General features: G+C 39.0%; 25 protein-coding genes. All 25 read right to left on the reverse strand.

The annotated features are described in order from the left end of the window. Positions 1–9: 9 nt before the first annotated feature. A complete protein-coding gene (locus ACQQ2I_RS16480; RefSeq protein WP_431027860.1) occupies positions 10–474 on the reverse strand; it encodes an NUDIX domain-containing protein in 465 nt (154 codons plus the stop codon). Between the two features lie 442 nt (positions 475–916). After that, complete coding sequence (gene trxB, locus ACQQ2I_RS16485; protein ID WP_431027861.1) at positions 917–1,861, reverse strand: thioredoxin-disulfide reductase; 945 nt, start codon at positions 1,859–1,861, stop codon at positions 917–919. Between the two features lie 569 nt (positions 1,862–2,430). Beyond that, a complete protein-coding gene (locus ACQQ2I_RS16490) occupies positions 2,431–3,954 on the reverse strand; it encodes a tetratricopeptide repeat protein (RefSeq protein WP_431027862.1) in 1,524 nt (507 codons plus the stop codon). Between the two features lie 273 nt (positions 3,955–4,227). Further along, positions 4,228–4,842 carry a bifunctional phosphoribosyl-AMP cyclohydrolase/phosphoribosyl-ATP diphosphatase HisIE gene (hisIE, locus tag ACQQ2I_RS16495; RefSeq protein ID WP_431027863.1) on the reverse strand — a complete coding sequence of 205 codons (615 nt, stop codon included), beginning with the start codon at positions 4,840–4,842 and terminating at the stop codon, positions 4,228–4,230. After that, a complete protein-coding gene (gene hisF, locus ACQQ2I_RS16500; protein ID WP_431027864.1) occupies positions 4,839–5,597 on the reverse strand; it encodes an imidazole glycerol phosphate synthase subunit HisF in 759 nt (252 codons plus the stop codon). Before hisF ends, hisIE begins: the two co-directional genes overlap by 4 nt. Then, complete coding sequence (hisH, locus tag ACQQ2I_RS16505; protein WP_391371411.1) at positions 5,591–6,211, reverse strand: imidazole glycerol phosphate synthase subunit HisH; 621 nt, start codon at positions 6,209–6,211, stop codon at positions 5,591–5,593. The genes hisF and hisH overlap by 7 nt, the downstream gene beginning before the upstream one ends. A gap of 1 nt (position 6,212) precedes the next feature. Beyond that, the gene (hisB, locus tag ACQQ2I_RS16510; protein ID WP_431027865.1) at positions 6,213–6,809 is read right to left on the reverse strand and encodes an imidazoleglycerol-phosphate dehydratase HisB; all 597 of its coding nucleotides are present in this window, start codon (positions 6,807–6,809) and stop codon (positions 6,213–6,215) included. 1 nt (position 6,810) lies between these two features. Then, complete coding sequence (hisD, locus tag ACQQ2I_RS16515) at positions 6,811–8,091, reverse strand: histidinol dehydrogenase (RefSeq protein WP_431027866.1); 1,281 nt, start codon at positions 8,089–8,091, stop codon at positions 6,811–6,813. 15 nt (positions 8,092–8,106) lie between these two features. Then, the gene (gene hisG, locus ACQQ2I_RS16520) at positions 8,107–8,730 is read right to left on the reverse strand and encodes an ATP phosphoribosyltransferase (protein WP_391371419.1); all 624 of its coding nucleotides are present in this window, start codon (positions 8,728–8,730) and stop codon (positions 8,107–8,109) included. Continuing rightward, the gene (locus tag ACQQ2I_RS16525; RefSeq protein WP_431027867.1) at positions 8,727–9,893 is read right to left on the reverse strand and encodes an ATP phosphoribosyltransferase regulatory subunit; all 1,167 of its coding nucleotides are present in this window, start codon (positions 9,891–9,893) and stop codon (positions 8,727–8,729) included. Before ACQQ2I_RS16525 ends, hisG begins: the two co-directional genes overlap by 4 nt. 279 nt (positions 9,894–10,172) lie before the next feature. Further along, the gene (locus tag ACQQ2I_RS16530; protein ID WP_431027868.1) at positions 10,173–10,706 is read right to left on the reverse strand and encodes an acyltransferase; all 534 of its coding nucleotides are present in this window, start codon (positions 10,704–10,706) and stop codon (positions 10,173–10,175) included. A 3-nt stretch (positions 10,707–10,709) separates the two neighbouring features. Beyond that, a complete protein-coding gene (ppaX, locus tag ACQQ2I_RS16535; protein ID WP_431027869.1) occupies positions 10,710–11,348 on the reverse strand; it encodes a pyrophosphatase PpaX in 639 nt (212 codons plus the stop codon). Beyond that, complete coding sequence (locus tag ACQQ2I_RS16540) at positions 11,345–12,286, reverse strand: nucleoside recognition domain-containing protein (protein WP_431027870.1); 942 nt, start codon at positions 12,284–12,286, stop codon at positions 11,345–11,347. Before ACQQ2I_RS16540 ends, ppaX begins: the two co-directional genes overlap by 4 nt. A gap of 13 nt (positions 12,287–12,299) precedes the next feature. After that, the gene (gene lgt, locus ACQQ2I_RS16545; protein WP_431027871.1) at positions 12,300–13,124 is read right to left on the reverse strand and encodes a prolipoprotein diacylglyceryl transferase; all 825 of its coding nucleotides are present in this window, start codon (positions 13,122–13,124) and stop codon (positions 12,300–12,302) included. An 18-nt stretch (positions 13,125–13,142) separates the two neighbouring features. Beyond that, positions 13,143–14,081: an HPr(Ser) kinase/phosphatase gene (hprK, locus tag ACQQ2I_RS16550; RefSeq protein WP_431027873.1), complete on the reverse strand. Its 939-nt coding sequence runs from the start codon at positions 14,079–14,081 to the stop codon at positions 13,143–13,145. Between the two features lie 225 nt (positions 14,082–14,306). Then, positions 14,307–14,660: a cytochrome c551 gene (gene cccB, locus ACQQ2I_RS16555; protein WP_431027874.1), complete on the reverse strand. Its 354-nt coding sequence runs from the start codon at positions 14,658–14,660 to the stop codon at positions 14,307–14,309. A gap of 53 nt (positions 14,661–14,713) precedes the next feature. Then, positions 14,714–15,586: a YitT family protein gene (locus ACQQ2I_RS16560; RefSeq protein ID WP_431030539.1), complete on the reverse strand. Its 873-nt coding sequence runs from the start codon at positions 15,584–15,586 to the stop codon at positions 14,714–14,716. A 131-nt stretch (positions 15,587–15,717) separates the two neighbouring features. Then, positions 15,718–16,956: an EAL and HDOD domain-containing protein gene (locus ACQQ2I_RS16565; protein WP_431027875.1), complete on the reverse strand. Its 1,239-nt coding sequence runs from the start codon at positions 16,954–16,956 to the stop codon at positions 15,718–15,720. A 155-nt stretch (positions 16,957–17,111) separates the two neighbouring features. After that, positions 17,112–19,082 (reverse strand): S9 family peptidase, encoded by a 1,971-nt coding sequence (locus ACQQ2I_RS16570; RefSeq protein ID WP_431027876.1) that lies wholly within the window; start codon positions 19,080–19,082, stop codon positions 17,112–17,114. Between the two features lie 378 nt (positions 19,083–19,460). Further along, a complete protein-coding gene (locus tag ACQQ2I_RS16575) occupies positions 19,461–21,014 on the reverse strand; it encodes a fatty acid--CoA ligase family protein (RefSeq protein WP_431027877.1) in 1,554 nt (517 codons plus the stop codon). 149 nt (positions 21,015–21,163) lie between these two features. Continuing rightward, positions 21,164–23,092 carry an FtsX-like permease family protein gene (locus tag ACQQ2I_RS16580; RefSeq protein ID WP_431027878.1) on the reverse strand — a complete coding sequence of 643 codons (1,929 nt, stop codon included), beginning with the start codon at positions 23,090–23,092 and terminating at the stop codon, positions 21,164–21,166. Continuing rightward, positions 23,064–23,837 (reverse strand): ABC transporter ATP-binding protein, encoded by a 774-nt coding sequence (locus ACQQ2I_RS16585; RefSeq protein WP_431027879.1) that lies wholly within the window; start codon positions 23,835–23,837, stop codon positions 23,064–23,066. Before ACQQ2I_RS16585 ends, ACQQ2I_RS16580 begins: the two co-directional genes overlap by 29 nt. 9 nt (positions 23,838–23,846) lie before the next feature. Next, on the reverse strand, positions 23,847–24,275 hold the full coding sequence (locus tag ACQQ2I_RS16590) for a hypothetical protein (protein ID WP_431027880.1): 429 nt from the start codon (positions 24,273–24,275) through the stop codon (positions 23,847–23,849). 10 nt (positions 24,276–24,285) lie between these two features. Next, complete coding sequence (locus tag ACQQ2I_RS16595; RefSeq protein WP_431027881.1) at positions 24,286–25,272, reverse strand: sensor histidine kinase; 987 nt, start codon at positions 25,270–25,272, stop codon at positions 24,286–24,288. After that, on the reverse strand, positions 25,272–25,976 hold the full coding sequence (locus ACQQ2I_RS16600; RefSeq protein WP_431027882.1) for a response regulator transcription factor: 705 nt from the start codon (positions 25,974–25,976) through the stop codon (positions 25,272–25,274). The genes ACQQ2I_RS16595 and ACQQ2I_RS16600 overlap by 1 nt, the downstream gene beginning before the upstream one ends. Positions 25,977–26,276: the final 300 nt, after the last annotated feature.

Consider the following 26,276-nt stretch of genomic DNA (forward strand, 5'->3'; position numbering starts at 1 on the left):
CCTCTTTTACTATTCCATTGACGACTGAATCTTTTCGCTAATTAGCTCAAAATCCTCTGTATACTCAAACGTACCATATTGGATTCCTTTTTGATAAGCTGCAAATAATAAATTCGTTCGATCTCCTTGTGCCATCGGAAGCGTTTCTAAGCTTTCGATTGAGTGCCAGTCAAGTTTACCTTCACGCGTTTCTTTAAAAATTGTCCCTTCTACTTTTGTCGCTATAAATGTGTACAGCATCCATTCATCCACAACGCGTTCATTGTTTTTAATGACCATTGTATAGACGCCTTTTAAATGCACATCATGAGGTGTTACATTTGTTTCCTCTTGAAATTCACGAATAGCCGCTTCATAGATAGATTCTCCGCTTTCCATTTTGCCACCAGGGGCCACATACCAACCACGTCTCGGCTTTTGTAATAGTAAAACTTCATTCCCTTGTATAGCTAATAAATTTGCGATTCTTTGCATTGGCTAACACCTCTAATCTTCTTGATCTTTTCTCCATTATAACGTGCCTTTAATGTACACACAAAAAAGAGGTTGTTTTTCGGGCTCTTGCCGTTCAAACAACCTAAAAAGATATAAAAGGGGAATAAAACAATTATGAAAAACAACTGTGGTAAGCAGTTTTTACATTTTCTATTATATCCCTTATTTGTTTCGTAAAAGTTACAATACTATTAAGGTATCGTTAATTTATAGGATCTTTACCAAAACGTGTACTTGACCGCACATTCCGTTACGGGCGGACGCTTTCCGCGGGCGAGGTCGAGCCTCCTCGTCACTCATGCTTCGCTCCTGCGGGGTCTCAACTTTCTCGCTTTTCCCGCTGGAGTCGCCGCCCTTCACTCCATGTGCTTTTAGAATTCTAAATTTTTTAATCAAGAACATATTTTAGTATTGAACCAATTTATCCGTTCAACTTCTCTTTTAATTCTTCTACATAGTGCTGAGCTGCTTGCGCTGCAATACTGCCATCACCTGTAGCTGTCACGATTTGACGTAACATTTTATCACGAACATCCCCTGCTGCAAAGATGCCAGGCACGACTGTCTCCATTTTGTCATTCGTTACGATATAGCCGTTTTCATTTAAAATATTTAAATTTGCAAATGGGGCTGTTAATGGCACCATACCGATGTAAACGAATACGCCGTCTGTTTTAAATTCAGATTCGGAACCATCTACTGTAGATACAAGTGTAACGCGACCTACTTTGCCATCTACTTCGTGAATTTCTTTTACTGTTGCATTCCAAATAAAGTCAATTTTTTCATTTGCAAATGCGCGATCTTGTAAGATTTTTTGTGCACGTAACTTATCGCGTCGGTGAACAATCGTTACTTTTTCAGCAAAACGTGTTAAGTACACACCTTCTTCTACCGCTGAGTCGCCACCACCTACTACGACTAATTCTTTTCCTTTAAAGAATGCACCGTCACATACGGCACAATAGCTTACACCTCGGCCACCAAGCTCTTTTTCACCTGGAACACCCATCTTTTTATACTCTGCACCTGTTGAAATAATGATGGCACGTGCTTTGTATTGTTTTTTACCAACAATAAGTGTTTTATATTCTTCACCATCAATAATTTCCGATACATCACCGTAAGCATACTCAGCACCGAATTTTTTCGCGTGTTCAAACATTTTTGTTGAAAGCTCTGGTCCTAAAATTGTATCAAAACCAGGGTAGTTTTCTACCTCTTCTGTGTTGGCCATTTGACCACCTGGAATGCCGCGCTCTAACATTAATGTAGAAAGATTCGCACGCGATGTATACACCGCCGCTGTTAATCCTGCAGGACCTGCACCAATAATTACTATGTCATAAATTTTTTCTTCTGCCATTTTAAAAGACCTCCTCTACCACTTCTCACATTTATATCGTATGCGATATTTTTAATCGTTTCAATAAATATGCTTATACTCTTAATGAGTAAAAATACCAGTATGAAAATAAAAAATATGAAACTAAAGCGTAATCGTAGCCTCCGCGCTTTGCCACAGCCTACACAGGAGCTAAAACAGGCATGGCCTGTTTGGATCTCCTGTTCCGGCTCCTGTGGCTATGGCGCGCTACGGCAAAAGTGAATACTTCTGGATGTGCTAGAAAAATATTTCTCTTATCTAAATGAAATCATTTTCTTTCCATTTGCACATTATAGTCTGTCTAACCTTTACTATAATTAATAAGGATTTTTCATTATTTTTGAGCCACCAATTATTTTATTGAACAACAGTTGCTTGTAGTGGAGGCACGAGACTCCTACGGGAAAAGCGAGACAATCAAGACCCCACAGGAGCGAAGCATGAGCGACGAGGAGGCTTGATGCTCGCCCGTGGAAAGCGAGTGCCGCAGCGGAAAGCAACGGTTACTAAAATGGTAATATATGTTTATTAATTTACTCGTTATTAGCTTATACGCTAGTTGGTACAAAATCCAGTAGTTCATCACAGTATTTTGTCAATGTTGCGACAGTAGTCTCATACTTCTCAGCAAATTGTTTTTTTGTTACTTTTTCATCCATCGCTGAATGGAACATATAATCGACTGCAGCGGCTAATGCTTTCACATTTCTAAACGGATAATTTGCTTCAATGGCTAGTTCAAATAAAGCAAACCACAACTGTAAAACATGTGTTGCTTCTAAATGAATAGAGCCATATTTTTGTGTAATGAGTTCTGCTACTTCCATCGCCCGTAAAATAGGGAGCTCCCCTTTTCTTTTTGCGCTGAATTCATGACCAAGCGCATAGGCTAAACATAACTTTTCTACTTCATTATAATTTGAGACATCAATCCATTTAGGGTGCGCAATAATTTCTTGTTTATGGGCAGAGCGCTTTAACAAGAAAAAGCCAAATAATCGTTCGGATGTAAAGTTGCTATTCACTTTATCAATAATAGTTTCACGACTATTTTCAAGTGAATTCCCTTTACTTTCATCATGTATCCAAGGTTCAAATCCTTCTTTCGTAGGATCTAGTTTGAGTAACTGCTCCCACGACTGCTTTGCTACATCCTCCTGGCCAGAGAAGTAAGCAGATTGTGCTAGCCAAAAATAAAAACCAGGATCTCCTTCATAGCCCCGTTTGCTCATAGAACGTAACCATTTATACGCTATCTCATATTGCCCGATTAATGCTAATGTTGCACCAAGTTTATAGCGATTATCCCATTCATATGGTTGAATCTTCGTTAAAATTTGTAACAGATCATTTAGCTCTTGTTCATTTTTCTGATAGTATGCAAATACAGCTAAATTACATAACGCATGTAAATTCCCATGATTTTCTCTTAATACATGATTTAATAATGCATGCGCTTCTTCAGCTTCACCAATATAGAAATAAGCCAGTGATAAATTGTTATACGCTGGCCAAGCATCTGGAAACTGCTCAATTAATTCCTCTAATACTTCAATAGCTTGAACAAAATCGCCCTTTTCCATTAGTCTTCTTGCTTTTTCTTGTGCAACCATTTTTTCAGCATCATGTTCTTCTAAATGTTCGAGCGTTTCTTTTTCTAGTTCCACAAAGTCTAAAATTTCATTCGCTTCCATGGCGTACATGCCTTGTGGTTCCATATCTAAATACATCAATGCATATTTTTTAGCATCATGAACCATCCCTATACAGCCGGATACTTCCGCGAGCATGAACACAATTTCAGGCTCATTTGGATCTAGATGATACGCGGTATGAATTAATTCATACGCATGTTCAAAATTTTGCAATTCCATTTCAAGCATGCCATATTGCATTAATATAAGCCCGTCATCCGGACTGAGTTCTGCAGCACGTTGAATATATTTATACGCCTTATCTAATTGATCACGTTCTAAGGCTGTTAGTGCTTTTTGATAATAATAGTCACCGTTTGGAATAAACGATACGACATTACTTTTTTTACTGATTTCACGTTTATTTTCCAACAACATTTCCTCCGAAACATAAAATAAGGAACGTCTGACACGTTCCTCATAGTTGTTCTCTATTATAGCACAAACAGTTTAAAAAGCGGCTACTTCTGCCTTTATGTTCTAATTTTTTATATTGTAACGACTAACACCTTTTGACGCAGAAAAAAAGCGTTACCTGCTTTTATTTTTCCCTTCATGACGTTTTTGAAGTACTGCTAATACTTCATATACATCTATCTTTTGCGTCTGACGGCTGTCGCCTTTCGACGCAGAAAAAAGCATTGCCTACTTTTACTTTTTCCCTTCATGACGTTTCTGAAGTACTTCTAATACTTCATATACATCGACCTTTTGCTCTTGTAGGAGGACTAGTAGGTGGTAAAGAAGATCGGCTGCTTCCCATTTTACTTCTTCTGTATCACGGTTTTTGGCCCCGATAACAACTTCTGTTGCTTCTTCACCGACTTTTTTACAAATTTTATCGATCCCTTTTTCGAATAAATATGTAGTGTATGCACCTTCTGGCATATCGATTTCACGTTGTTTAATGACTTCTACCAGTTGTGGTAAAATCGCTACTGAACCTGGACGTTCATTTTCTACAATCGCCTCAGTAAAGCAAGATGTTGTACCATTGTGGCATGCTGGACCAGCAGGAAGGACTTCCACTACTAATGCATCTTGATCACAGTCTGCTTTAATTGAAATCACTTTTTGCGTGTTGCCACTTGTTGCCCCTTTATGCCAAAGCTCTTGACGCGAACGAGAGTAAAACCATGTTTCACCCGTTTCGATTGTTTTTTGTAAAGACTCTTCATTCATATAGGCAACTGTTAGTACTTCTTTTGATTGTGCGTCTTGCACAACCGCTGGGATTAACCCTTGTTCGTCAAATTTAACGTTCATCGCACGTGTACTCCTTTTTCTTTTAAGTAGCTTTTTACTTCTGCTACACTCGTTTCTTTATAATGGAAAATCGATGCCGCAAGTGCCGCGTCTGTATCCACATCTTGCAGTACTTCACGGAAATGTTCTGCATTTCCAGCACCACCACTGGCAATGACTGGCACAGTAACTGCTTCTCGTACTGCTTTTGTTAAACCTAAATCAAAGCCGGATTTCTCACCATCTTGGTTCATGCTCGTTAGTAGAATTTCGCCAGCCCCTAAACGTACTGCTTCTTTCGCCCAGTCTACGGCTTTCCACTCTGTTTTATTACGACCACCATGTGTATATACCATCCATGTGCCATCTTCTTCAGAGTAGCGCGCATCAATCGCACAAACAATACATTGTGCACCAAAATAGTCAGAACCTTCTTTAATGAGTGCTGGACGCTCTAAAGCAGAAGTATTTACCGATACTTTATCTGCCCCTGCACGTAAAATACGTTTCATATCATCGAGTGTACGAATACCGCCACCTACTGTGAATGGGATGGCTAAAGCACTCGCTGTTTGGCGTACGACATCAACCATCGTTTCACGGCCTTCGTGAGATGCTGAAATATCTAAAAATACGAGCTCATCTGCACCTTGCTCATCATAAAATTTCGCGAGTTCCACTGGGTCACCTGCATCACGCAGCTCGACAAACTGTACCCCTTTCACAACACGACCTTCTTTTACATCAAGACACGGAATAATTCGTTTTGTTAACATACTGTCGCCCCCACTTCTCGCAACCATTCACGTAGTAAAAACACACCAAATGGACCTGATTTTTCAGGGTGGAACTGCATACCTGTGAAATTACCACTTGCAACGATTCCTGGTACTTGTACCCCTTCATAGTCCGCTGAAGCAACAAGCTCTTCTTGTGCCATATTTGTAGCATAAAACGAGTGGACAAAATAAACATGGCGCTCACTCGGTAACGTTTTTCCTGTAAGCCACTCCGGCGTTTGAGCTAACACAAGCTCATTCCATCCCATATGTGGAATACGCGATACATTCGTAAAACGTTTTATACTCCCTTTAAAGATGCCTAGACCTTTTGTTGGCGATACTTCTTCACTTTCCTCAAACATTAACTGCATCCCTAAACAAATACCTAAAAGCGGTTGCTTTGTTTCTTTAATGAAATGAATTAACCCTGTTTCTTCAAGACGTTTCATCGCATCTGGAAATGCACCGACACCAGGGAGTACAAGCGCATCTGCTGCACGCAGTGTTTCCATATCACTCGTTACAATAACCTCTGCATTTAAACGTTTTAATGCTTGTTCAACGCTGAACAAATTACCCATTCCATAATCAATCACACCAATTTTCACGTTACGTTAACAGTCCTTTCGTTGACGGTACACCTTTCACGCGTGGATCAATTTGTACTGCGTCATCAAGTGCTCGTGCTAATGCTTTAAAGATTGCTTCAATAATATGATGTGTATTTTGACCATAAGGAACAATAACATGTAAGTTAATACGTGCCTCTAGCGCAAACTTCCATAAAAATTCATGGACTAATTCTGTATCAAATGCACCTACTTTTGCATTCAATGTTGGCTCGATACGATATTCTAAATGCGGACGATTCGAACAATCAACTACGACATGTGCTAACGCATCATCCATCGGAACGAAAGCATTCCCGTATCGCTTAATCCCTTTTTTATCGCCTAGTGCCTCGCGGAATACTTGTCCAAGTACAATACCGATATCTTCTGTTGTGTGATGATCATCAATCCAAGTATCACCATTCGCAATAATTTTCCCATCAAATAAACCATGCTTAATAAATAAATCAAGCATATGGTCCATAAAACCGACGCCTGTTTGAATTTCTGCTTGACCTGAACCGTCTAAATTTAACTCTACCTCGATTTTTGTTTCATTCGTATTACGAGCGATTTTTGCAAAGCGTGCTCCCATTTTATTCTTCTCCTTTATCCCAGCCGCGCGACTCAACTGCTCGTGCGTGGCCTTCTAATCCTTCCAGACGTGCTAGACGGGCAATTTTTGGTGCATTTTGTGCCCATGTTTTTTCACTATAATAAACAACGCTCGTGCGTTTAATAAAATCATCTACATTTAGCCCACTCGCAAAACGTGCTGTACTATTTGTTGGCAGAACGTGATTTGTCCCTGCAAAATAGTCACCTACTGGTTCTGAGCTATAGCGCCCTATAAAAATAGCACCCGCATGTGTAATGCGTTCTGCCACTTCCACTGCCTTATCTGTCACAACCTCTAAATGCTCTGGTGCTAAAGAATTGACTGCACGAATCGCTTCCTCTAGTGATTCCGCTACATAAATTTGCCCGAATTTTTCAATGGATTGACGAGCAATCGTCTCACGCGGAAGTGTCTTCAGCTGCTTTTCTACTTCTTCTGCTACTGCCTCTGCTAACGCATCACTTGTTGTGATTAATACCGCACACGCTAATGCATCATGCTCTGCTTGTGATAATAAATCAGCGGCAATTTCATCCGCATAGGCTGTCTCATCTGCTAATACACAAATTTCTGATGGTCCTGCAATCATATCAATTGCGACCTCACCAAATACTTCACGTTTGGCTAGCGCAACAAAAATATTACCTGGGCCTGTAATTTTATCGACCGGTGTAATTGTCTCTGTCCCATATGCTAGTGCTGCAATCGCTTGTGCGCCGCCTACTTTATACATTTCTGTCACACCTAAAATATGTGCTGCGACAAGCACCGCTGCTGGAAGCTTTCCGTCACGTCCAGCAGGGGATGTAATAACAATGCGCTTTACGCCCGCTACTTGCGCTGGAATGACATTCATTAAAACAGACGATGGATAGGCCGCTGAACCGCCTGGCACATATAATCCAACTGCATCAAGTGGTGTAATCCGTTGCCCGAGCCAAGAACCATCCGCTAATGGTAACTCATAACCCGTACGTTTTTGTGCACTATGATATAGGCGAATATTGGCTGCTGCTTCAGCAAGATCTTTATAAAGTTGTTCATCGAACCCTTTTACTGCTTCCTCAATTTCTTCCGCTGTAACACGTAAGTTTTTCGGGGCAAAACCATCCCATTTTTCGCTATACATGCGAATTGCCGCATCGCCACGTTCACGTACATCTGCAATGACTTGACGTACCGTTTTCAATTGCTCCTCGTTGCCACTTTCAAGCTGACGTTTTAACGAAATATCACTTGTTAACGTTGTAATATTCATACGATCCCCCTATCCCTAATTCACACATTTTTTTAAGCGCGACACGAGGTCTTGAATACGCTCACTTTTCATGCGGTAACTAACCGGATTGGCAATTAGACGAGAGGAGACATCCGTAATGTGCTCGTACTCGACTAACCCATTCTCTTTTAATGTACGTCCTGTCGATACGATATCGACAATGCGATCTGCTAAGCCAATCATCGGCGCAAGTTCAATTGAACCATTTAACTCAATAATCTCTACTTGCTCCCCGATCCCTTTATAATATTTTGTAGCGATATTTGGATACTTTGTTGCAATACGTGGTGCAATTTCATTCATCGTCGTATTCGGTAAACCTGCCGACGCAATATAGCACTCACTAATTTTCAAATCTAATAGCTCATGAACTGTACGACGTTGCTCTAACAACACGTCCTTACCTGCGATTCCGATATCTGCTACGCCATGCTCTACATAAACTGGTACATCCATTGGTTTTGCTAAAATGAAGCGGATTTTTTCTTCCGGAATTTCAATCATCAACTTCCGTGACATCTCTACTTCCTCTGGTAAATTAAAGCCCGCTTCTAATAGCATTTCATATGCTTCTTCAAAAATGCGCCCCTTAGGCATTGCGATTGTTAATTCACTCATACTTGTTCCTCCTGCCCAGAGAAGTACACAACTTCTTGGAACTGCTCTTTAAATGCTTCTACATTTTCTAGCCCGACTGTTGATTGCAGCGTCACACGGCGATTTTGCTCACGTAATAGCGCTGCCTGAGCTAATGCTTGTTTAAATGCTACAGGTTCAAATAATACAAGCGCTGTCACGTTTTCAATCTCTTGACGTGGCATTGCTTCCAGTAAACGATCGACACGTAAACCAAAGCCTGTTGCCCCTACAGTTGAACCAAAATGCGCAAGTAGTCCGTCATAGCGACCACCATTGCCTAATGGGAAGCCACTGCCAGAAGCAAATACTTCAAATAACATGCCCGTGTAATAATTCATATGACTTGATAATGTAAAGTCGTACGCAATATATTGTTCAACGCCAGCTAAAGCGAGTAATTCCCATAACTTTTGCATATATTCTAATGCGTCATTTTTACGCACATATTTTTCAATATCTTCAATAGAAGATAGGCTTAATGCTTCCTCAATAAAAGCGAGTAGTGCATCGGATTTCGTTTTTGGTAAATCAAATGTTAGTACCGCTTCTTCAAAGCCTACATAATTACGTTGTACAAGCAGTTCATTTAATTTCTCCGCTTGCTCTGTGCTTTCTGTATAATCTTTCAAAATACAGCTTAGTACGCCTGCATGACCAATCGTAATTTTGAACGATTCAATGCCGTATGCTTTGACTAATTCGATCACTGTCATAATTACTTCTGCATCCGCAAAAACAGAGTTGTCCCCAATTAATTCAATCCCCATTTGCTCGAACTCTGCTGGTCGACCACCTTCTAGCTGCTGTGCACGGAAAACATTTTCGAAATAAGCTAAACGTTGTGGGATTTTTTCTTTCAATAATTTTGATGTTGCTACACGTGCAATCGGTGTAGTCATATCTGGTCGTAACACTAATGTACTACCTTGACTATCCACTAGCTTAAACAAAGTAGCATCATGGATCGCAGACGCCTTACCAACCGTATCGTAATACTCGACAGTTGGTGTTTTAATAAATTCATAGCCACGACTGCGTAGTAATTCGCGCCCTGTCTCACGTACTTGCTCTAATTTTTCATAAATTTGTGGGAATGTATCGCGCATCCCAAGTGGTTTTTCGAACATTTTAATCGATGACATTTTGACACATCCTAAACATTTTACTTTAACGTACTAGAGTGATAAATTACTAATATATGAAAGTATTTTACTGCTATTAGAGTATTTAGTCAATAAATTCACAAAAACTTAACTATACTCAATTTTCTGATATATATTTCCCTATTATACACTATTAGAAAGACATCATCTCGACCTATTTTGGTCAAGATGATGTCTTATCTTTGTGAATATCCATGAAACTTATATGTTTCTGTTTACTAAAAAACCGACAAAATCCAAAATTCGGATTTTGTCAGTTCATTCATTTTCCCATTTCGGTTTATCTAATTTTTTTCGCTCTGCCATTTGTTCAGCTGTATAAATGATGCGCATCGGATTTCCCCCTGCCATACAACCTGGTGGTACATCGCGATGAACAAGCGTGGCAGCGGACACGATTGCCCCGTCCCCTATTTCAACACCTGGTAAAATGGTTGAATTTGCTCCAATCATTACATGACTACCAATAACAACATCCCCAAGTCGATACTCTTCAATTAAATATTCATGGGCCAAAATCGTTGTATTAAAACCGATGACCGTATTATCGCCAATTGAAATTCGTTCAGGATACATCGTATCAGGCATCACCATCAATGCAAGGGATGTTTTATCGCCAATCTTCATCCCTAAAAATGTACGATAAAGCCAGTTTTTTAAACGAAGGAATGGCGTAAAACGTCCAATTGTTATAATGGTAAAACATTTTGCTACTTTCCAAAACGATACAGTGTCATACATATTCCATAATGAGTTTGCCCCTTTAACACGATAACGCTCCGTTCTCCTCATCCACTATGCTTCCTTTACAATTGAAATTAAATCAGACATATGCTCTAACATATAATCTGGATTGAACTGTTGTAAAAATGCTCGTCCTTTAAATGCCCAAGAGACTCCCGCTGTACATACACCTGCATTTTTACCGCCTTCGATATCATGCGAGTTGTCTCCAATCATGATGACCTCTTCTTTTACTAACCCGAGTTTTTCAAGTGCAAGCAAGATTGGTTCAGGATGAGGCTTTACATGGGTCACATCTTCCAAACCAACAACAAACTCGAATAAGTGACTTGCCCCTAAAATATTTAATCCGCGTGCAATGCTATCACGACGCTTTGTCGATACAATGACTAAACGCACGCCCATTTCCTTTAACTTCTCTAATGTTTCGACAACACCATCATATTCTTTTACAAGGTCATCATGATGTATTAAATTCCATTCACGGTACTTTGTAATCATCATTTCCGTTTCCCCTGGTGTCAGCGTATCAAACGTTTCCTTTAAAGAAGGACCGATAAATGGTAGACAATCCTCCGCCTTATATTGCCCGGGAAATCTCTCGTTTAACACATGTAAAAACGTTTCAATGATTAACTCATTTGTATCTAGTAATGTTCCATCAAAATCAAATAGCAATGCCTTTATCATGACTCTAAAACTCCTCTAGCTTCCTTTTGTTCTGCTCGTCGCCATACATATGCAACCACAATCGTTAAAATAAACGCGGTAACGACACGAATCGCCAATAACGGCAATACCGGGATGCCGAGTGGTACGAAAATGAGTGTATCCTCCACTACGGCGTGACAAGCTACTAAGAAAATAAATGCGAGTGTTGCATCCTTTTTCGATACCCCATCTTCCTCAACCGCTTGAATCATAACACCTGCACCGTACGCTAACCCAATTACTAGCCCTGTTACAAGTGTCATGGAAGCATTCGGTTTTACGCCTATCACCTTTGTGAACGGTGCTAGTCTATTTGAAAATTTCAGCATATAACCATAATCACGTAAAAACTGAACGATGATCATTAATGGTAGGACAATGATAATTAACTGAAGAATCCCGTAACTGGCCTTTTCCAAGCCAAGTAGCAGTATCGCTCCCCAGCCATCTGGATTGGCTGTCATTTCTGGCATCATACCATATTTAGCAATCTCACTGCCTCCATCCCAAAGCAAGTTAATCGTAATGGCAGAGAGGAAAGCAAGCCCAAATCGAACGACTAGTACAACCCACAATTTTACCCCTACACGAAGGGCAACGGCAGTCTCAATAAACATACTATGCGCAAACGATAACATAACAGCTAATGTAAATACTTCTTTTACCGTTAACTCAAGTGATAATATCCCTGCAATGCCCGAATATAAATTTAGCGTTGTTCCAAGGACTAATGGAATAGCCGCTTCACCTGGCAAACCTAAAATACTCATCAATGGTGCGATCATATCGACAATCCATGGAAGTACCGGTGTAAATTGCAAAAGCGTCACGATAAACGTAATTGGAAAAATAAATTTACTTAATTTCCATGCTGTTTGTAAACCTGCGAGCATCCCCTTTTTTAACGTCTCTCTCATTTCGCAAGCTCCCCTACTTTTTATCTAAATAACGTACAACCGGCTTCACCTTCATGCGGCGATAGACGATAGCAATAATACCGACGACAACCCCAATAATAGATACGACTTGTGCTGAACGTAGTAAATCGTCAATTAAATACAAGCTATCTGTACGTAAACCTTCAATATAGAAACGACCAATTGAATACCAAATTAAGTAAAAGAAGAACATTTCCCCTCGTCGCCAATTAAACTTACGGGCAACTAGTAAAATGATAAGCCCAATCACGTTCCATAGAGACTCATATAAAAACGTCGGATGTACATATGTACCCTGTTCTTCAATATACATCTGTTCAATAATCCAATTTGGTAGCAATAAATTCTCTAAAAAATCACGTGTTACAGGTCCACCGTAAGCTTCTTGGTTCATAAAGTTACCCCAGCGACCAATAATTTGTCCTACTAAAATACTTGGTGCCGCAATATCAGCAACACGTAAAAAGCTAACACCACGTTTTTTCGTAAAAACATACGCGGTAATAAAAGCCCCGATTAATGCGCCGTGAATAGCAATGCCACCAGTCCATATTTCAATAATCTTCCCGGGATCCTGACTATAGTAATCCCATTTCATCGATACATAGTAAATCCGAGCTGATAATATTGAAATCGGTACTGCCCAAATTAACATATCTCCGATAAAATCTTCATGTAATCCTAATCGAACAGCCTCACGCTGCGCTAAAAAATACGCCAGTACAATTCCTGTAGCAATTAAAATCCCATACCACCTTACCGGAATTGGACCTAAATGAAAGGCGACTGGATCAATAGCTAATAATGTTAAACTCATAACAATCTCCTTTCGACTTTAGAAATCATCCATTTCATCATTCGATGCAATCATCTCATCTAAACGACGGGAAAATTCTTCTGCTGCATTAACCCCCATCTTTTTCAAGCGATAGTTCATGGCCGCTACTTCAATAATGACAGAGACGTTACGTCCTGGTTGAACAGGCACCGTTAATTTCGTTACATTCGTATCGATAATACGCATTTTCTCCTCGTCTAAGCCAAGACGATCGTACGATTTATCTGGATCCCAATTTTCAAGCTCAATAATCAGTGTAATCCGCTTATAAGGACGAACTGCACTCGCACCGAATAATGTCATAATATCAATAATACCAATACCACGAATTTCAAGTAAATGCTCAAGTAGTGGCGGTGGGCTGCCAATCAAGAAATTTTCCGATTCTTGACGGATTTCAACACAGTCATCCGCTACAAGACGATGCCCTTTTTTCACTAATTCTAAAGCCGTTTCACTTTTCCCCACACCACTTTTTCCGATTAAAAGCACACCAATGCCATGCACATCAATAAGCACACCATGAATCGCGGTTGTTGGTGCCAACTTGCTTTCTAAAAAATTCGTAAGCCGACTAGAAAAACGCGTTGTCGTCAACCTTGTTTTAAGAACCGGTACATGATTTTTATCGGCTGCATCAATTAACTCCGGTGGTACTTCAAGCTCTCTTGAAATAATAATTGCGGGCGTATTTTGCGAGCAAAGACGCATCATACGCTCTTCACGGTCACTAGCTGGCAGCATTTCAAAAAATGAAAGTTCTGTCTTCCCCAATAATTGTACGCGATTTGCTGGATAATGGGTAAAGTACCCCGCCATTTCAAGTCCCGGTCTTGAAATATCACTCGTCGTAATATAACGCCCGATCCCTTCCCCGCCACTTACTAACTCTAAATCAAATTTCTCCATTACATCTCTCGTTGTTACTTGAATCATCTTAAACTCTCCAATCATACAACATACATATTATTTTATTTTAACATGCCTATCCCATATTTCTAATATTTCGTATTAGAAATAAACAACTTGACCAAAATCGGTCGAGATGACGCCTTGGAAGTAAAAGCCCATAGATGTTTCTTATCGGCCTAATACTTACCTATCCGCCACAAAAAAAGCCGACGAATATTCGCCGACTTGTTTTCACCCTATTTTTCTCTATTATTTCTTTGCAGCTAACCAAGCAGCTAAAGCTTCCGCTTCTTCACCTTGCACTAAACCGCCAGGCATACCGCCCTCTTGACCATTTACAATGATATCTAAAATTTCTTCTTCAGATAAGCGAGAACCTACATCATTTAACGCTGGTGTGTTACCCATACCTTGTAAATTACCACCGTGACATGTTGCACAGCGTTGTTGTGCGACTTCTGCACTTGCATCTGCTGTAGTTTCTTCTGCTGGTGGAGTTGTTGTACCTTCATCTGTTTTATCTGTATTTTCCTCATCGCCGCCACATGCACCAAGCATTAGAGCAGAACCTAACATGAATGTTGCTAACCATTTCTTTTTCATATGTGATACCCCTCCAAGTATAATTTTACTAACATATCCCTAGTATAGCACTTTTATGCACGTTTGAAACCTTCTCCTAGTACCTCATAAGCATCAGAAACAATGACAAACGCTGATGGGTCAATACTTTTAACGATTTGTTTCAGCTTTGTGAATTCTGTCTGATAGACTACCACCATGAGTACAGGCTTCTCATGTCCTGTATAGCCACCAAATGCGGGAATTTTCGTGACGCCTCGGTCAATCTCTTGAAAAATTCGGTCCCTTATTTCATCTTGCTTATTTGTAATAATATACACCATTTTTGATTGACTGAAGCCTAATTGAATAATATCGATTGTTTTTGTTGTGACATATAGCCCAACCAATGCGTATAAACCCTTTTCGATATCAAATACTATTGCTGCACTCGTTGCAATAATCCCATCAATTAGCAACACACTTGTCCCTAATGTCATTCCTGTAAATTTCGTAATAATTTGTGCTAATAAATCTGTACCACCTGTCGATGCTTTCCCTTTAAATACAAGACCAATTCCAGAACCGACAACAATACCACCAAAAATTGCACCGAGTAGTGGATTATACGTCCAAGCATCCCAACTTTCCGTTAAAATAACGAAGAATGGTAGTGCAAGTGTACCAACTAAGGACTTAGCACCGAAATTCTTCCCTAAAATGAAAACACCCGCAATAAATAAAGGAATATTAAATGCATATTGTACAATCCCTGCATTCCAACCAAATACCCCATGCAAAATAGTACTAATCCCACTTACGCCACCTGAAGCGATTTGGTTAGGAAATAAAAATGCATTAAAACCAATTGCCACGACAGCTGCCCCTGCAATGACATAAAGGTATTCCATAATTGTATCTTTTACAAAATGATTTTCGTTATTCACATTTTTCCCTACCTTTTTCATTTCTCTACACAATTCAGCCATGATTATAGCAAATGTTTTATTAAATCGGAACTTCACTTTAATGAAGTTTCTGACGATTGATAATAACACCAAAAAAAAATCCTATAGTAAATTTACTATAGGACCTAGTATTAGTAATACTTATACGTTTCTTCTACCCATTCATCCGCTTCACGCTGAATTTGCATAATCGTCTCTTTGGATAGCTCTAGTTTCGCGGCCAGTTTTTCCACGTTTCCCCAGTCAGCTTTACTTAGGGCAATACTAAACTGCAAGTATGGCGACATTTCCGTTTCTCCCCCGCTAATCGTTTCAACAATCTCTTCGGGAAACGGCAACTGCTGTAAAATCATATTCATTGGGCGTCGTAGCAAGGCGTCAATTAATGAAAACAGCCCAATTAAAAAGTATTCCGAGAAATTTTGCTTATAATTTAATTTCGCTACTTTTTCACAAACCTTTGCACGAAATAACGAGCGGCGCATTAATTCATTAAATACATCTGATTTATCTTTATTTCCTACTTCACGCATAGCAAGTAAATAAATCCACTTTCTTAACTCCGATAAGCCAAGCATTAATATCGCCTGTTTAATGGAACGAATTTTTGATTTAGAGCGCTTCGTTGATGTATTAATCAATTGCAACAATTTAAACGATACGGAAATATCACGTTCAATATTTTCTGCCAATTCATTAATATTTGGTTCATCATCACGTAATAACGAAATGATATGAAAATATTGAATTGTATTTGCAGGAATATCCGTTGCTTTAATGACTTGTGGTTGTTCAAAAAAATAGCCTTGAAATAACGTGTACCCTGAATGCTTCGCTACCTCAAATTGATGGTGCGTCTCTACCTTCTCAGCTAACAGCTTAATATGTGGGCATTTTATTTTCACTTTGTTTTCAATTTTCATCCGTTCAAGTAACGAAGATAATAAGAAATCTACCTTTATATAATCTATATAAGGAAATAAGTCGTCATAAATTTGCACGCTTTCATCCAATACAAAATCATCTAATGCTATTTGAAACCCTTTGCTTTTTAAATTTCGAATACGTTCAATTAGCTCTGCTGTAATCGGCACATCTTCTAAAATTTCAATCACAACTTTTGTTGGATCTAAATAGTCTGTGAGCGGCCCCATTAATAAATTTTCAGTAAAGTTTACAAAACATGGACGCCCTTTAGTCACTTCATCAATCCCTATGTTCACAAAAGAGTTTACGAGCACATCTACTGTCGCCGCATCTGAATCAACCATGGGAAAAGAATTATTTTCTTTATTGCGGTATAATAGCTCGTATGCAACAACTTGTTCATGAAGATTGAATATAGGTTGTCTGCCGATAAAAACTTCCACACAAATTGCCTCACTTTACAGTTTTCTTTATCGTATTATAACATGTTTTGACTGTTTTAATATGATAATAGAACACTATTATTTATATATTTTCCCATTTATATTACAACGATATAAAAAGGATAAGAAGAAAGCCCCTCTTACCCTCATAATTTTTATAAATATTTTTTAAACCATTCAATCATTTGCGTTAAGCGTTCTACACGTAAGTTCGGAAGTCCTGTACGGGATAAGTTATGATCGCTCTCTGGGAATCGAACGAAGCTCACTTCTTTTCCTAGTGTTTTTAGTGTGATATAAAGTTGTTCAGCTTGTTCAATGGGACACCTAAAATCCTTTTCGCCGTGTAAAATAAGCAGCGGTGTTTCTATATTTTCTGCATATTTTAAAGGTGAAAACGCCCACAGTTTATCGACAGATTTCATATCCGCAAAGTGCTGCCATTCGCTAAAGTAATACCCAATGTCAGATACACCAAAGAAACTAATCCAGTTTGAAATGGAGCGCTGTGTAACAGCTGCTTTAAAGCGATTTGTCTGTCCTACAATCCAGTTTGTCATAAAGCCACCGTAACTACCACCTGTCACACCCAAACGATTACGATCAATCCAACGATAATTTGCTAGAGCATAATCAAGGCCTGCCATAATATCCTCATAGTCACCACCACCATAATCGCCACGTACACCATCGACAAATGCCTGACTATAACTATGACTGCCACGTGGATTCACATATAACACACCATACCCTTGTGCTGCTAGTAACTGCATTTCATGGAAGAACGTATTCGCATACATTGTATGAGGTCCACCATGTACTTCCACGATTAACGGATACTTCTTGCCTTCTTCGTAATTTGTTGGTTGCATGATCCAACCATGTACATCCCCAATCGATGTTGTGTACACAATCGCTTCAGGTGTTGACAGTGGAACTTTCTTTAACAATACTTCATTAAAATCCGTTAATTGACGACGTTCACCTGTTGTAATATCAAAGTAGAATAACTCACCTGGGAAGGTTGGGTTTGAAATGGTTAAAAGCGCCCAGTTTCCGCTACGTGCTACATCATAACCGTAAAGATGCTCCCCTTCAGGACTCGCTGGGAAAATACACCCTGCTAAATCGGCATAATACAGACGTACATCCCCCATCGTTGATAATTGGAAATACAGCGCGTTTGTTTCTGTCCATATAACCGCTGGTGTATCTACCCCTTGCTGTACGTCAGCAACGGCTAAATCGCCAACAGGTGCATCTAACATTTCCGTTATATTTTGTGTTAGCTTTGTTTCTGTATCATATACGTATACTTGCGCATGCGTAGCGTTTTTATAAGAAGCATCACTACCAACGTACGCAATATAGCGATTATCAAATGAAAATGTCGCTCCACCGTAATGACCATCTGCGTCTACTAATATCGCCTCTTCTTTCGTTGCTACATCCACAATATAAAGGGGTGTACGGAACTCATAATCTAAATTTTCTGCTCGGTTAACACCTACAATAATTTGTTGTCCATCACGTGAAATACCTACTAAACTATGGTGATAATCACCTGATGTAAACTGCTCAAGCGATTCGTCTGCAAGATGTAATACAGCGATTTGCGTAAATTGATCTTGTGGACGTAAACCTACACCACCGATGCCGTCCATCTTATACTTCATACCGTTCACGACATATGCTTGCGGCAGTTTATCCCCTTCTTTTTCCAGCTGATCAATCATCGTTTTTCCTTGCTGCACACGACCAGCAAGCCATATTTTTTCACCGCAAGGACTCCATAAAAATGAACTAACCCCGTTCGGTAAATCCGTTAGTTTTTTTGCTTCTCCACCGCGCACTTGTAAAATGTATAATTGATTTTTTTCATCTCGATTCGATAAAAAAGCAAGCTGTTTGCCGTCTCGTGACCATTGCGGGCTACTAATTCGTTCCTTTCCAAACGTCCATTGCGTCACATCCCCTGATTCAATATGCACATGGAATAAGTGTGAATAATACTTATTATCCTCCTTATTCATTTGCGTACGAATAAATACCGCTTCTTCATTCGAAGGCGATAATACTGGATTTGCAATGGATTGCAAAGTATATAAATGATTCGTTGTTAACATATGTATTCCTCATTCCACTAATATTTCGATTCCCGTAACAATAGTATATCACTCCTTAGCTCTTTTTCAAAAGACGCTATTGAATAATTTGATTTCTCTATATTGCATAATACACATTAATTGACCTTTTATTGTTAAAGAGGATCTTAACGTTGATTTCAGCTACAGCTGAGTCGCCTCCGCTCCAATCAACGAGCAAGCGCTTTTTATAAACCATTCCACTAAAAAGTACGCTTCCCATCTACTGATATTGTATTAAACTTTCTTAAAAGTATTTGCGCTAGTCGAACGTTCCACATAGGCTTCCTTAAAATGGCTCATCCATTTAAAATAAAAAAACGCTATTACCAAATTGAGTAATAGCGCAAAGCATTAATATTAACTTACAGTTGATATTTCTTTTAATGAGCGACGTAAAATTTTACCTGTTGAGTTTTTCGGTAATTCATCTAACACTTCAATCACTTTTGGTACTTTATATTTGACGATATGCTCTGCACAATAGCTTTGAAGTTGCGCTGGTGTCATGGACTTATCTTTTAATACAACATAAGCATGTACTGCTTCTCCCAAATTTTGATCAGGTAACCCTACTACCGCTGCTTCAATGACATTTGGATGTGCAAATAGCACTTCCTCTACTTCGCGTGGATATACATTGTATCCACCTACGATAATCATATCCTTCTTGCGGTCTACAATATAGAAATAACCTTCCTCATCTTTCTTCGCTAAGTCCCCCGTATATAGCCATCCATCACGAATAGCTACCGCTGTTTCCTCAGGAAGCTTATAGTAACCTTTCATCACATTTGGTCCACGTACAATGAGCTCACCCACTTCTCCAACGGGTACTTCATTGCCTAATGCATCCACCACTTTATTGTCCACATTGACGATCGATTGTCCAATCGATCCTGCTTTCCGCTCACGGTCTAACGGATTGAAGCATGTCACCGGAGAGGCTTCTGATAAGCCATATCCTTCTGAAATACGAACATTAAATTTCTCCTCAAAGTGATGAAGAAGCGATACTGGCATAGATGCACCACCTGAGACAGCAAGGCGTAAGTGTTCAAACGCTTTCGGATTCCCTTCCTCAAATTGATATAGGAAGTTAAACATCGTTGGTACACCTGCAAATACAGTTGCTTTATATGTCTCTGCTAGCTCAAAAATCTCACTTGGGCTAAAGCGCGGTGCTACAAGAAGTGTCGCACCTTTCATTAAAGGGGCATTCACGACCACTGTTAATGCAAACACATGAAATACTGGTAATGTTGTAATGATACGGTCATCACCTGTCATTTGTAAGTATTCACCTACATCACGTGCATTGGAATACAAATTGCCATGTGTTAACATGGCACCTTTTGGTTGCCCTGTCGTACCTGATGTATACAAAATGACCGCTATATCCTCTTGCTCAACTGCAACAGGATCAACCGTAGTGGTTGTATTGGCTAACACATGTGTAAATAGCTTCGTCTTTGCTTTCGCATCATCACTAAGCGCCGTAAATTTCTCCCCCACGTCCGGCGTCGTTTCACAAATGATGTAGCCCTGTACTTGTGGAAAGGCTTTTACACCTATCTCTACAAGTGGCAATAGCATGTCGAGTGCAATGACCACCTTTACATCCCCATTTTGAATAATGTACGAAATTTCATCCGCTGTATAAATTGGATTAATCGGAATAGCCGTTGCACCAATTCGCATTGTTGCATACAACGAGATTAAAAAGTGCGGTGTATTGCCAAGTAACAATCCCACATGATCCCCTTTTTCAAGTCCTAAGTCTTGTAAAGCTTTTGCAAAACGTCCTACCGTCTGCTCAAACTCCCCATAACTTGTCCCTTGTCCCATAAAATAATACGCTGTCTTTTCTGGTTGTTCGAAAGCCTGTTGTCTTACTTGTTCAACTAAATTCAATACACCCATCCCCCTTGTCGCGTAAATGAACTGAATATTCATTTTATTGCTATTATAAAATAGGTATATTAGTAAAACAATAGGTTTTTTGTATTTTATTCCGTTTTTCTGTCAGAAACAAATTGTTTTTTCTACTTTATTCAATCACACTAGTCATTCACATGGGCAATATAACGCCAACGAATCATATAAAAATAAACAACTTGCACACAAACAAATAGAAAGAAAGCGACAATAATTTCTTTTACAATAATGAGGTTAATCACATCTTTTAATACAGATTGAAGTGCGATAAATGCAAATGTACTATGCAAAAGTGCCATACCCCATGGCAAGAAAAACTGCGGTGCTAAATGTCTTGTAATCAATCGTTTTTGTTCTGCATCTGTTAATCCCATTCTCTTTAAGACCGCAAATTGTTGACGTTCACGTTCGAGGTTTGCATACAACTTAAAATAAATAAAACTCCCTGCGGCCATTAAAAACACAATGACTACTAATACACCTGACACAGTAAATAAAGAATACATAGCTAATATATAAGAATAATTTAAACCTGTATTTTCAAAATAAAACGGCAATGAATAGACAGTACTTTTCACATATTCTTGTGATACTAATTGTTGAATAGATAAGCCAATATCCTTCGCCTCTATCCAGTGAGGAATATCAAATGCATATAAATGATAGCTCGGTACCTCTTCAGGAATAGCTAAAGGTTTGGTTAATAGCTTATAATCCTCATCGCTAATAATAATGGAGTTTCGGCTAATAATGGATGTCGGAAAAATGATTTTAGGATATACCCGGTCGATTGTAATCGGCACATTATTTTCTGTCAGCACGGTCTCTACTGTCATCTCTTCCAGTGTTTTAATGGACTCATCTGAATACGGTATAAACATCCCTTCTCCCGCATTCAGTCTAACGAGCGGAAGACCGTATGAAAATAACATCCGGTTAATGTCCGTTTCACGGAATACTTCCACCTCATTCGATGTGGCCAGCGATGTTTGTTTAATCACTTGAAAGCGTGTCACATGGTAGGAAAAACCTTGCTCCTCTAGCTCATTAATAATACTGGATACATGCTCCTTTTCATAAGGATTATCGAAATGTCCCTTATATACAATGCCGAGTGGATTGAGCTTATCATACTGAGCCGTATAAGAAGAAAGCGCAGCGAGCAGTACGACGCATAAAAAGGCCAACATAGATACCATTGTGACAACAAAAAACATTTTGGCATTTTGACGCATTGTATAGATTTGTTCAGCAACCGATAACATACATGCCTTATGCCAATACATATCTTTTCGCCGTTTCAATAAATCAAAAATAAAAAAAACAGTGTCCGTAAAAAAATAAAATGTTCCAAATGTCACAACAATCGGAATCAATAGCGTAAAGGTAAAGAGTGTCGTTTTCGTCGTAATCACAGCAAACATATAACCAATGCCAATTAAAACAAGTCCTAAAATAGCACGTCCCTTTGAATAACGATCCGATACATCTACAGCACGTGCTTTTAATAAATGCGTCAATTTATGCTCAGGTGTGTACATCACACTACCAATCGAAATAATAATAAAAGCACCCATAAATACAGCAAACGTCAATAAAAACGGACCCCATGATACATATAATGGTAAATCCTCTAAGCTTAACATTTCACGGATAATCATAAAAAAGAATTTTGAAAAGGCAAAGCCAAATAATATACCACTAATACTTGAAAGAGCGCCAATTAGCATCGTTTCCAAAAACACAAGCCGTCCAAGTTGCTGCCTCTCCATACCAAGATGAAGTAAAATCGCAAATTCTTTAGAGCGAGCTTGTAAAAAAGCCTTCATTGAATAAAAAATAAAAAACCATGAAAACAACACTAAAATAACTTCTGCAAAAACCATCCCAATAATCGATGCTTCCCCTAAAAAGCCATTTTCCATATCCGGATGAAACATCAGCATGGAATATAAAAAGAACACAAATACAGAAAAAAAGCTCGCCATAAAAAAGGCTGCATAATTACGGAAATTTCGAAAGACATTACGGTAAGCGAATTGTTGAAAAGTCACCTACTTGTCCTCCTAACAAACTGAGCACATTTAAAATCCTTTGGAAAAACGTCTGTCTACGCTCATCTTTATAAATTTCATTAAAAAATTCACCATCTTTTATGAAAAGCACCCGATCACAATAACTTGCGGCAATCGGATCATGGGTCACCATAATGATGGTCGCTTGCTTTTCTTTATTCATTTCTGAAAGCAACTCTAATACCTCACGTGCTGCATTCGAATCAAGATTACCCGTAGGTTCATCCGCTAAAACAAGTGATGGCTCATGGATAAGCGCTCGTGCAATAGCTGTTCGCTGTGCTTGCCCTCCTGAAATTTCATTTGGACGCTTCGCTAAAATAGTGCATAAATCGAGTTTATCGACTAATCCATTTAATCGTTCTTCCATAAATGCAATCGGTTTTTCATCTAATGTTAATGGCAAAATAATATTCTCCTCCACCGTTAACATAGGCAATAAATTAAAATCCTGAAAAACGAAACCGAGCTCACGTCTCCTAAAATACGCTAACTCGGTACTATTTAAACTTTGCGGGCGCATACCATTAAAAATAATCTCTCCACTCGTTGGTGTATCAATCATTGAAATTAAATTTAAGAGCGTCGTTTTACCACTACCAGATGGGCCCATCACTGCTACGAACTCACCTTTTTTCACTTCAAAGCTCAACTGGTTTAATGCGCGTGTCGTTACTTTTCCTTCATACACTTTCGTTACTTCATTAATCGTTAAAATGGACATATTCTCTCCTTATTCAACATGTATTGGTATATCAAGTATCCACGGAAGAACCACTTCAAAGCTAATTTCTAAAATGTCCCCTGACATTTCTTGTGGAATCGCATCATGTTCCTGTGTTAATGAAAAACAATGCCCCTCAATGACCAAGTCCCATCCGTCCATTTCCCCCTCTACTAACTCCCCACAAAGATGATAACTACCTGTATACATCACCATTGTGCCCTCTTCTACAGGGTAGTAAGATAGTTGGCTTGGCTTCAAAATATCGATTCCTAACCGTTCAAAAAATGTAAGAACTTTCGGATCTTTAATACTGCACACTTCCATATAGTTTAACCACTCTACAACATCAGTTTTATAGTTAATCTTCTCATATACTTCTTTTGTTTTTTGACTATCAATTACTAATGTCCACTCTTCTACTTGAATCGGTTCCACATCATCACTCCTAGTGTTGAAAAATGATTTTAACGGTTGTTCCTATAGGTACTTCTGATTCGATCATTAGTTCATGTCCTAGCTTTGCGCAAATTTCTTGTGCAATATATAACCCCATTCCCGTTGACTCACCTGTTTTACGTCCATTTTCGCCTGTAAAAAATGGCTTCGTCACACGTGATAAGTCTGACTTTGGAATACCAATCCCTTCATCCATTACACAAAGCGTTACACTTTCTCCCTGCTTTGTAGCTTCAATCATAATTTTTTTATGCTCTTCAAACGTATATTTTACTGCGTTTGTGATAAATTGAGTTATGACAAACTTAAGCCATTTGGAATCACTCATCACAACGATTTCTTCGTCTATTTTCATTTCTGGAAATACCTTATTTGCAATAAACAAACGTTTATTTTCATTAATTGTAGACGTGACAAGTTGCTTTAAGTTTACTTGTTCTACTTGTAAATCTTCTTGAAAATTTTCAAGTCGTGCATTCATTAATACCATTTCAAGGCCACGCTTTAAACGATCTACCTCTTCTTGAACACTTCGCTTATCGAGCGATTCTTCTTGCAATAGTAATTCTAAAACCGCTACCGGTGTTTTCATTTGATGAATCCACTGATTGGTAAATTTATATTGACGCGTCTGTTTCGTATAGAGCGCCTGCACTTCCTGCTGATATAACTTGTACAACTCATGCATATAGCTTTCCGTTTGATAGTACTCCAGCGTTTTGGCATTTTTCTGTAAAGCATCATCCATCTGTGTTGGTAAATGAACAATTTTTTTCAAATAACGTCGACGCAACATATAACGAATCGTTAAAAAAGACCCAATTAAAATAACGCTCATAACGATAGAGTACATCGCTGTTGCGAAATTTCGAAATCCTTCCAACCAGTACAGCATTAAAGTAAACAGTACGATCAATAGTTGAAAAATAAGGTATGACAGATGTTCTTTCAAAAATAGCTTTAGTCCTGCCCCCATTACATTTCCTCCGTACTTAAAATAAACCGATATCCTGCTCCGCGCATCGTTTCAATACTCGATGTAACACCATAATCCGCTAACTTTTTTCGAACACGCGTCATATTTACATTTAATGTATTTTCATCTACAAATACTTGATCATCCCACAAATGTTCAAGCAGCTGATCACGCGACACTACTTTTGGTGCATTGCCCATTAACAAATCTAAAATGGTGCACTCCTTTTTCTGTAGCGGAATAATCGTCTCTTTTACATGCAACTCCATTCTTTCTAAATATAACGTAAGCTGCCCTTGTTTAATTGTACGCTCCTCTTGTTTTGGTGCGTATTCTCCGTATGTTCGACGTAAATGGCTACGAATTTTTGCCAGTACAATTTCGTAGTTGAATGGCTTCGTAATAAAGTCATCGCCACCATTTTCAAGCGCAAAAATTTGATCCATCTCACCTGACCGTGCAGAAATAAATAAAATCGGACACGTTGTATATTGACGTAACTGACGACACCAGTAATAACCGTCATATGTAGGCAAATTAATGTCGAGCAACACAAGATGCGGATTAAAACGTTTACATTCTTCAATAATATTTTCAAAATTTTCAACAATGGCTACATCATATTGGTATTTCCGTAGTGTTTCTGCGAGCAATGAAGCAATTTTTATATCATCCTCGACTATATAAATCCGGTGCTTTTCCATCCTATCACCCCTTTAGTTCATTAAAGTAGTTACTTTCATATATATTGATTCCCTATTTTTCAACTCATCATAAGCTTGTTGATTTACTTTTCGAGCTCCTTTTAAGAGTATTCATCAAAACATGTACTTGACCGCACATTCCGTTACGGGCGGACGCTTTCCGCGGGCGAGGTCGAGCCTCCTCGTCACTCATTCTTCGGTGCTCCTGTCGCTACGCTTTCGTCGCAAATAAATTTCCTGCGGGGTCTCGACTTTCTCGCTTTTCCCGCTGGAGTCGCCGCCCTTCACTCCATGTGCTTT

The sequence above is a fragment of the Lysinibacillus sp. LZ02 genome (assembly GCF_050613145.1).
Lineage (GTDB): Bacteria > Bacillota > Bacilli > Bacillales_A > Planococcaceae > Lysinibacillus_B.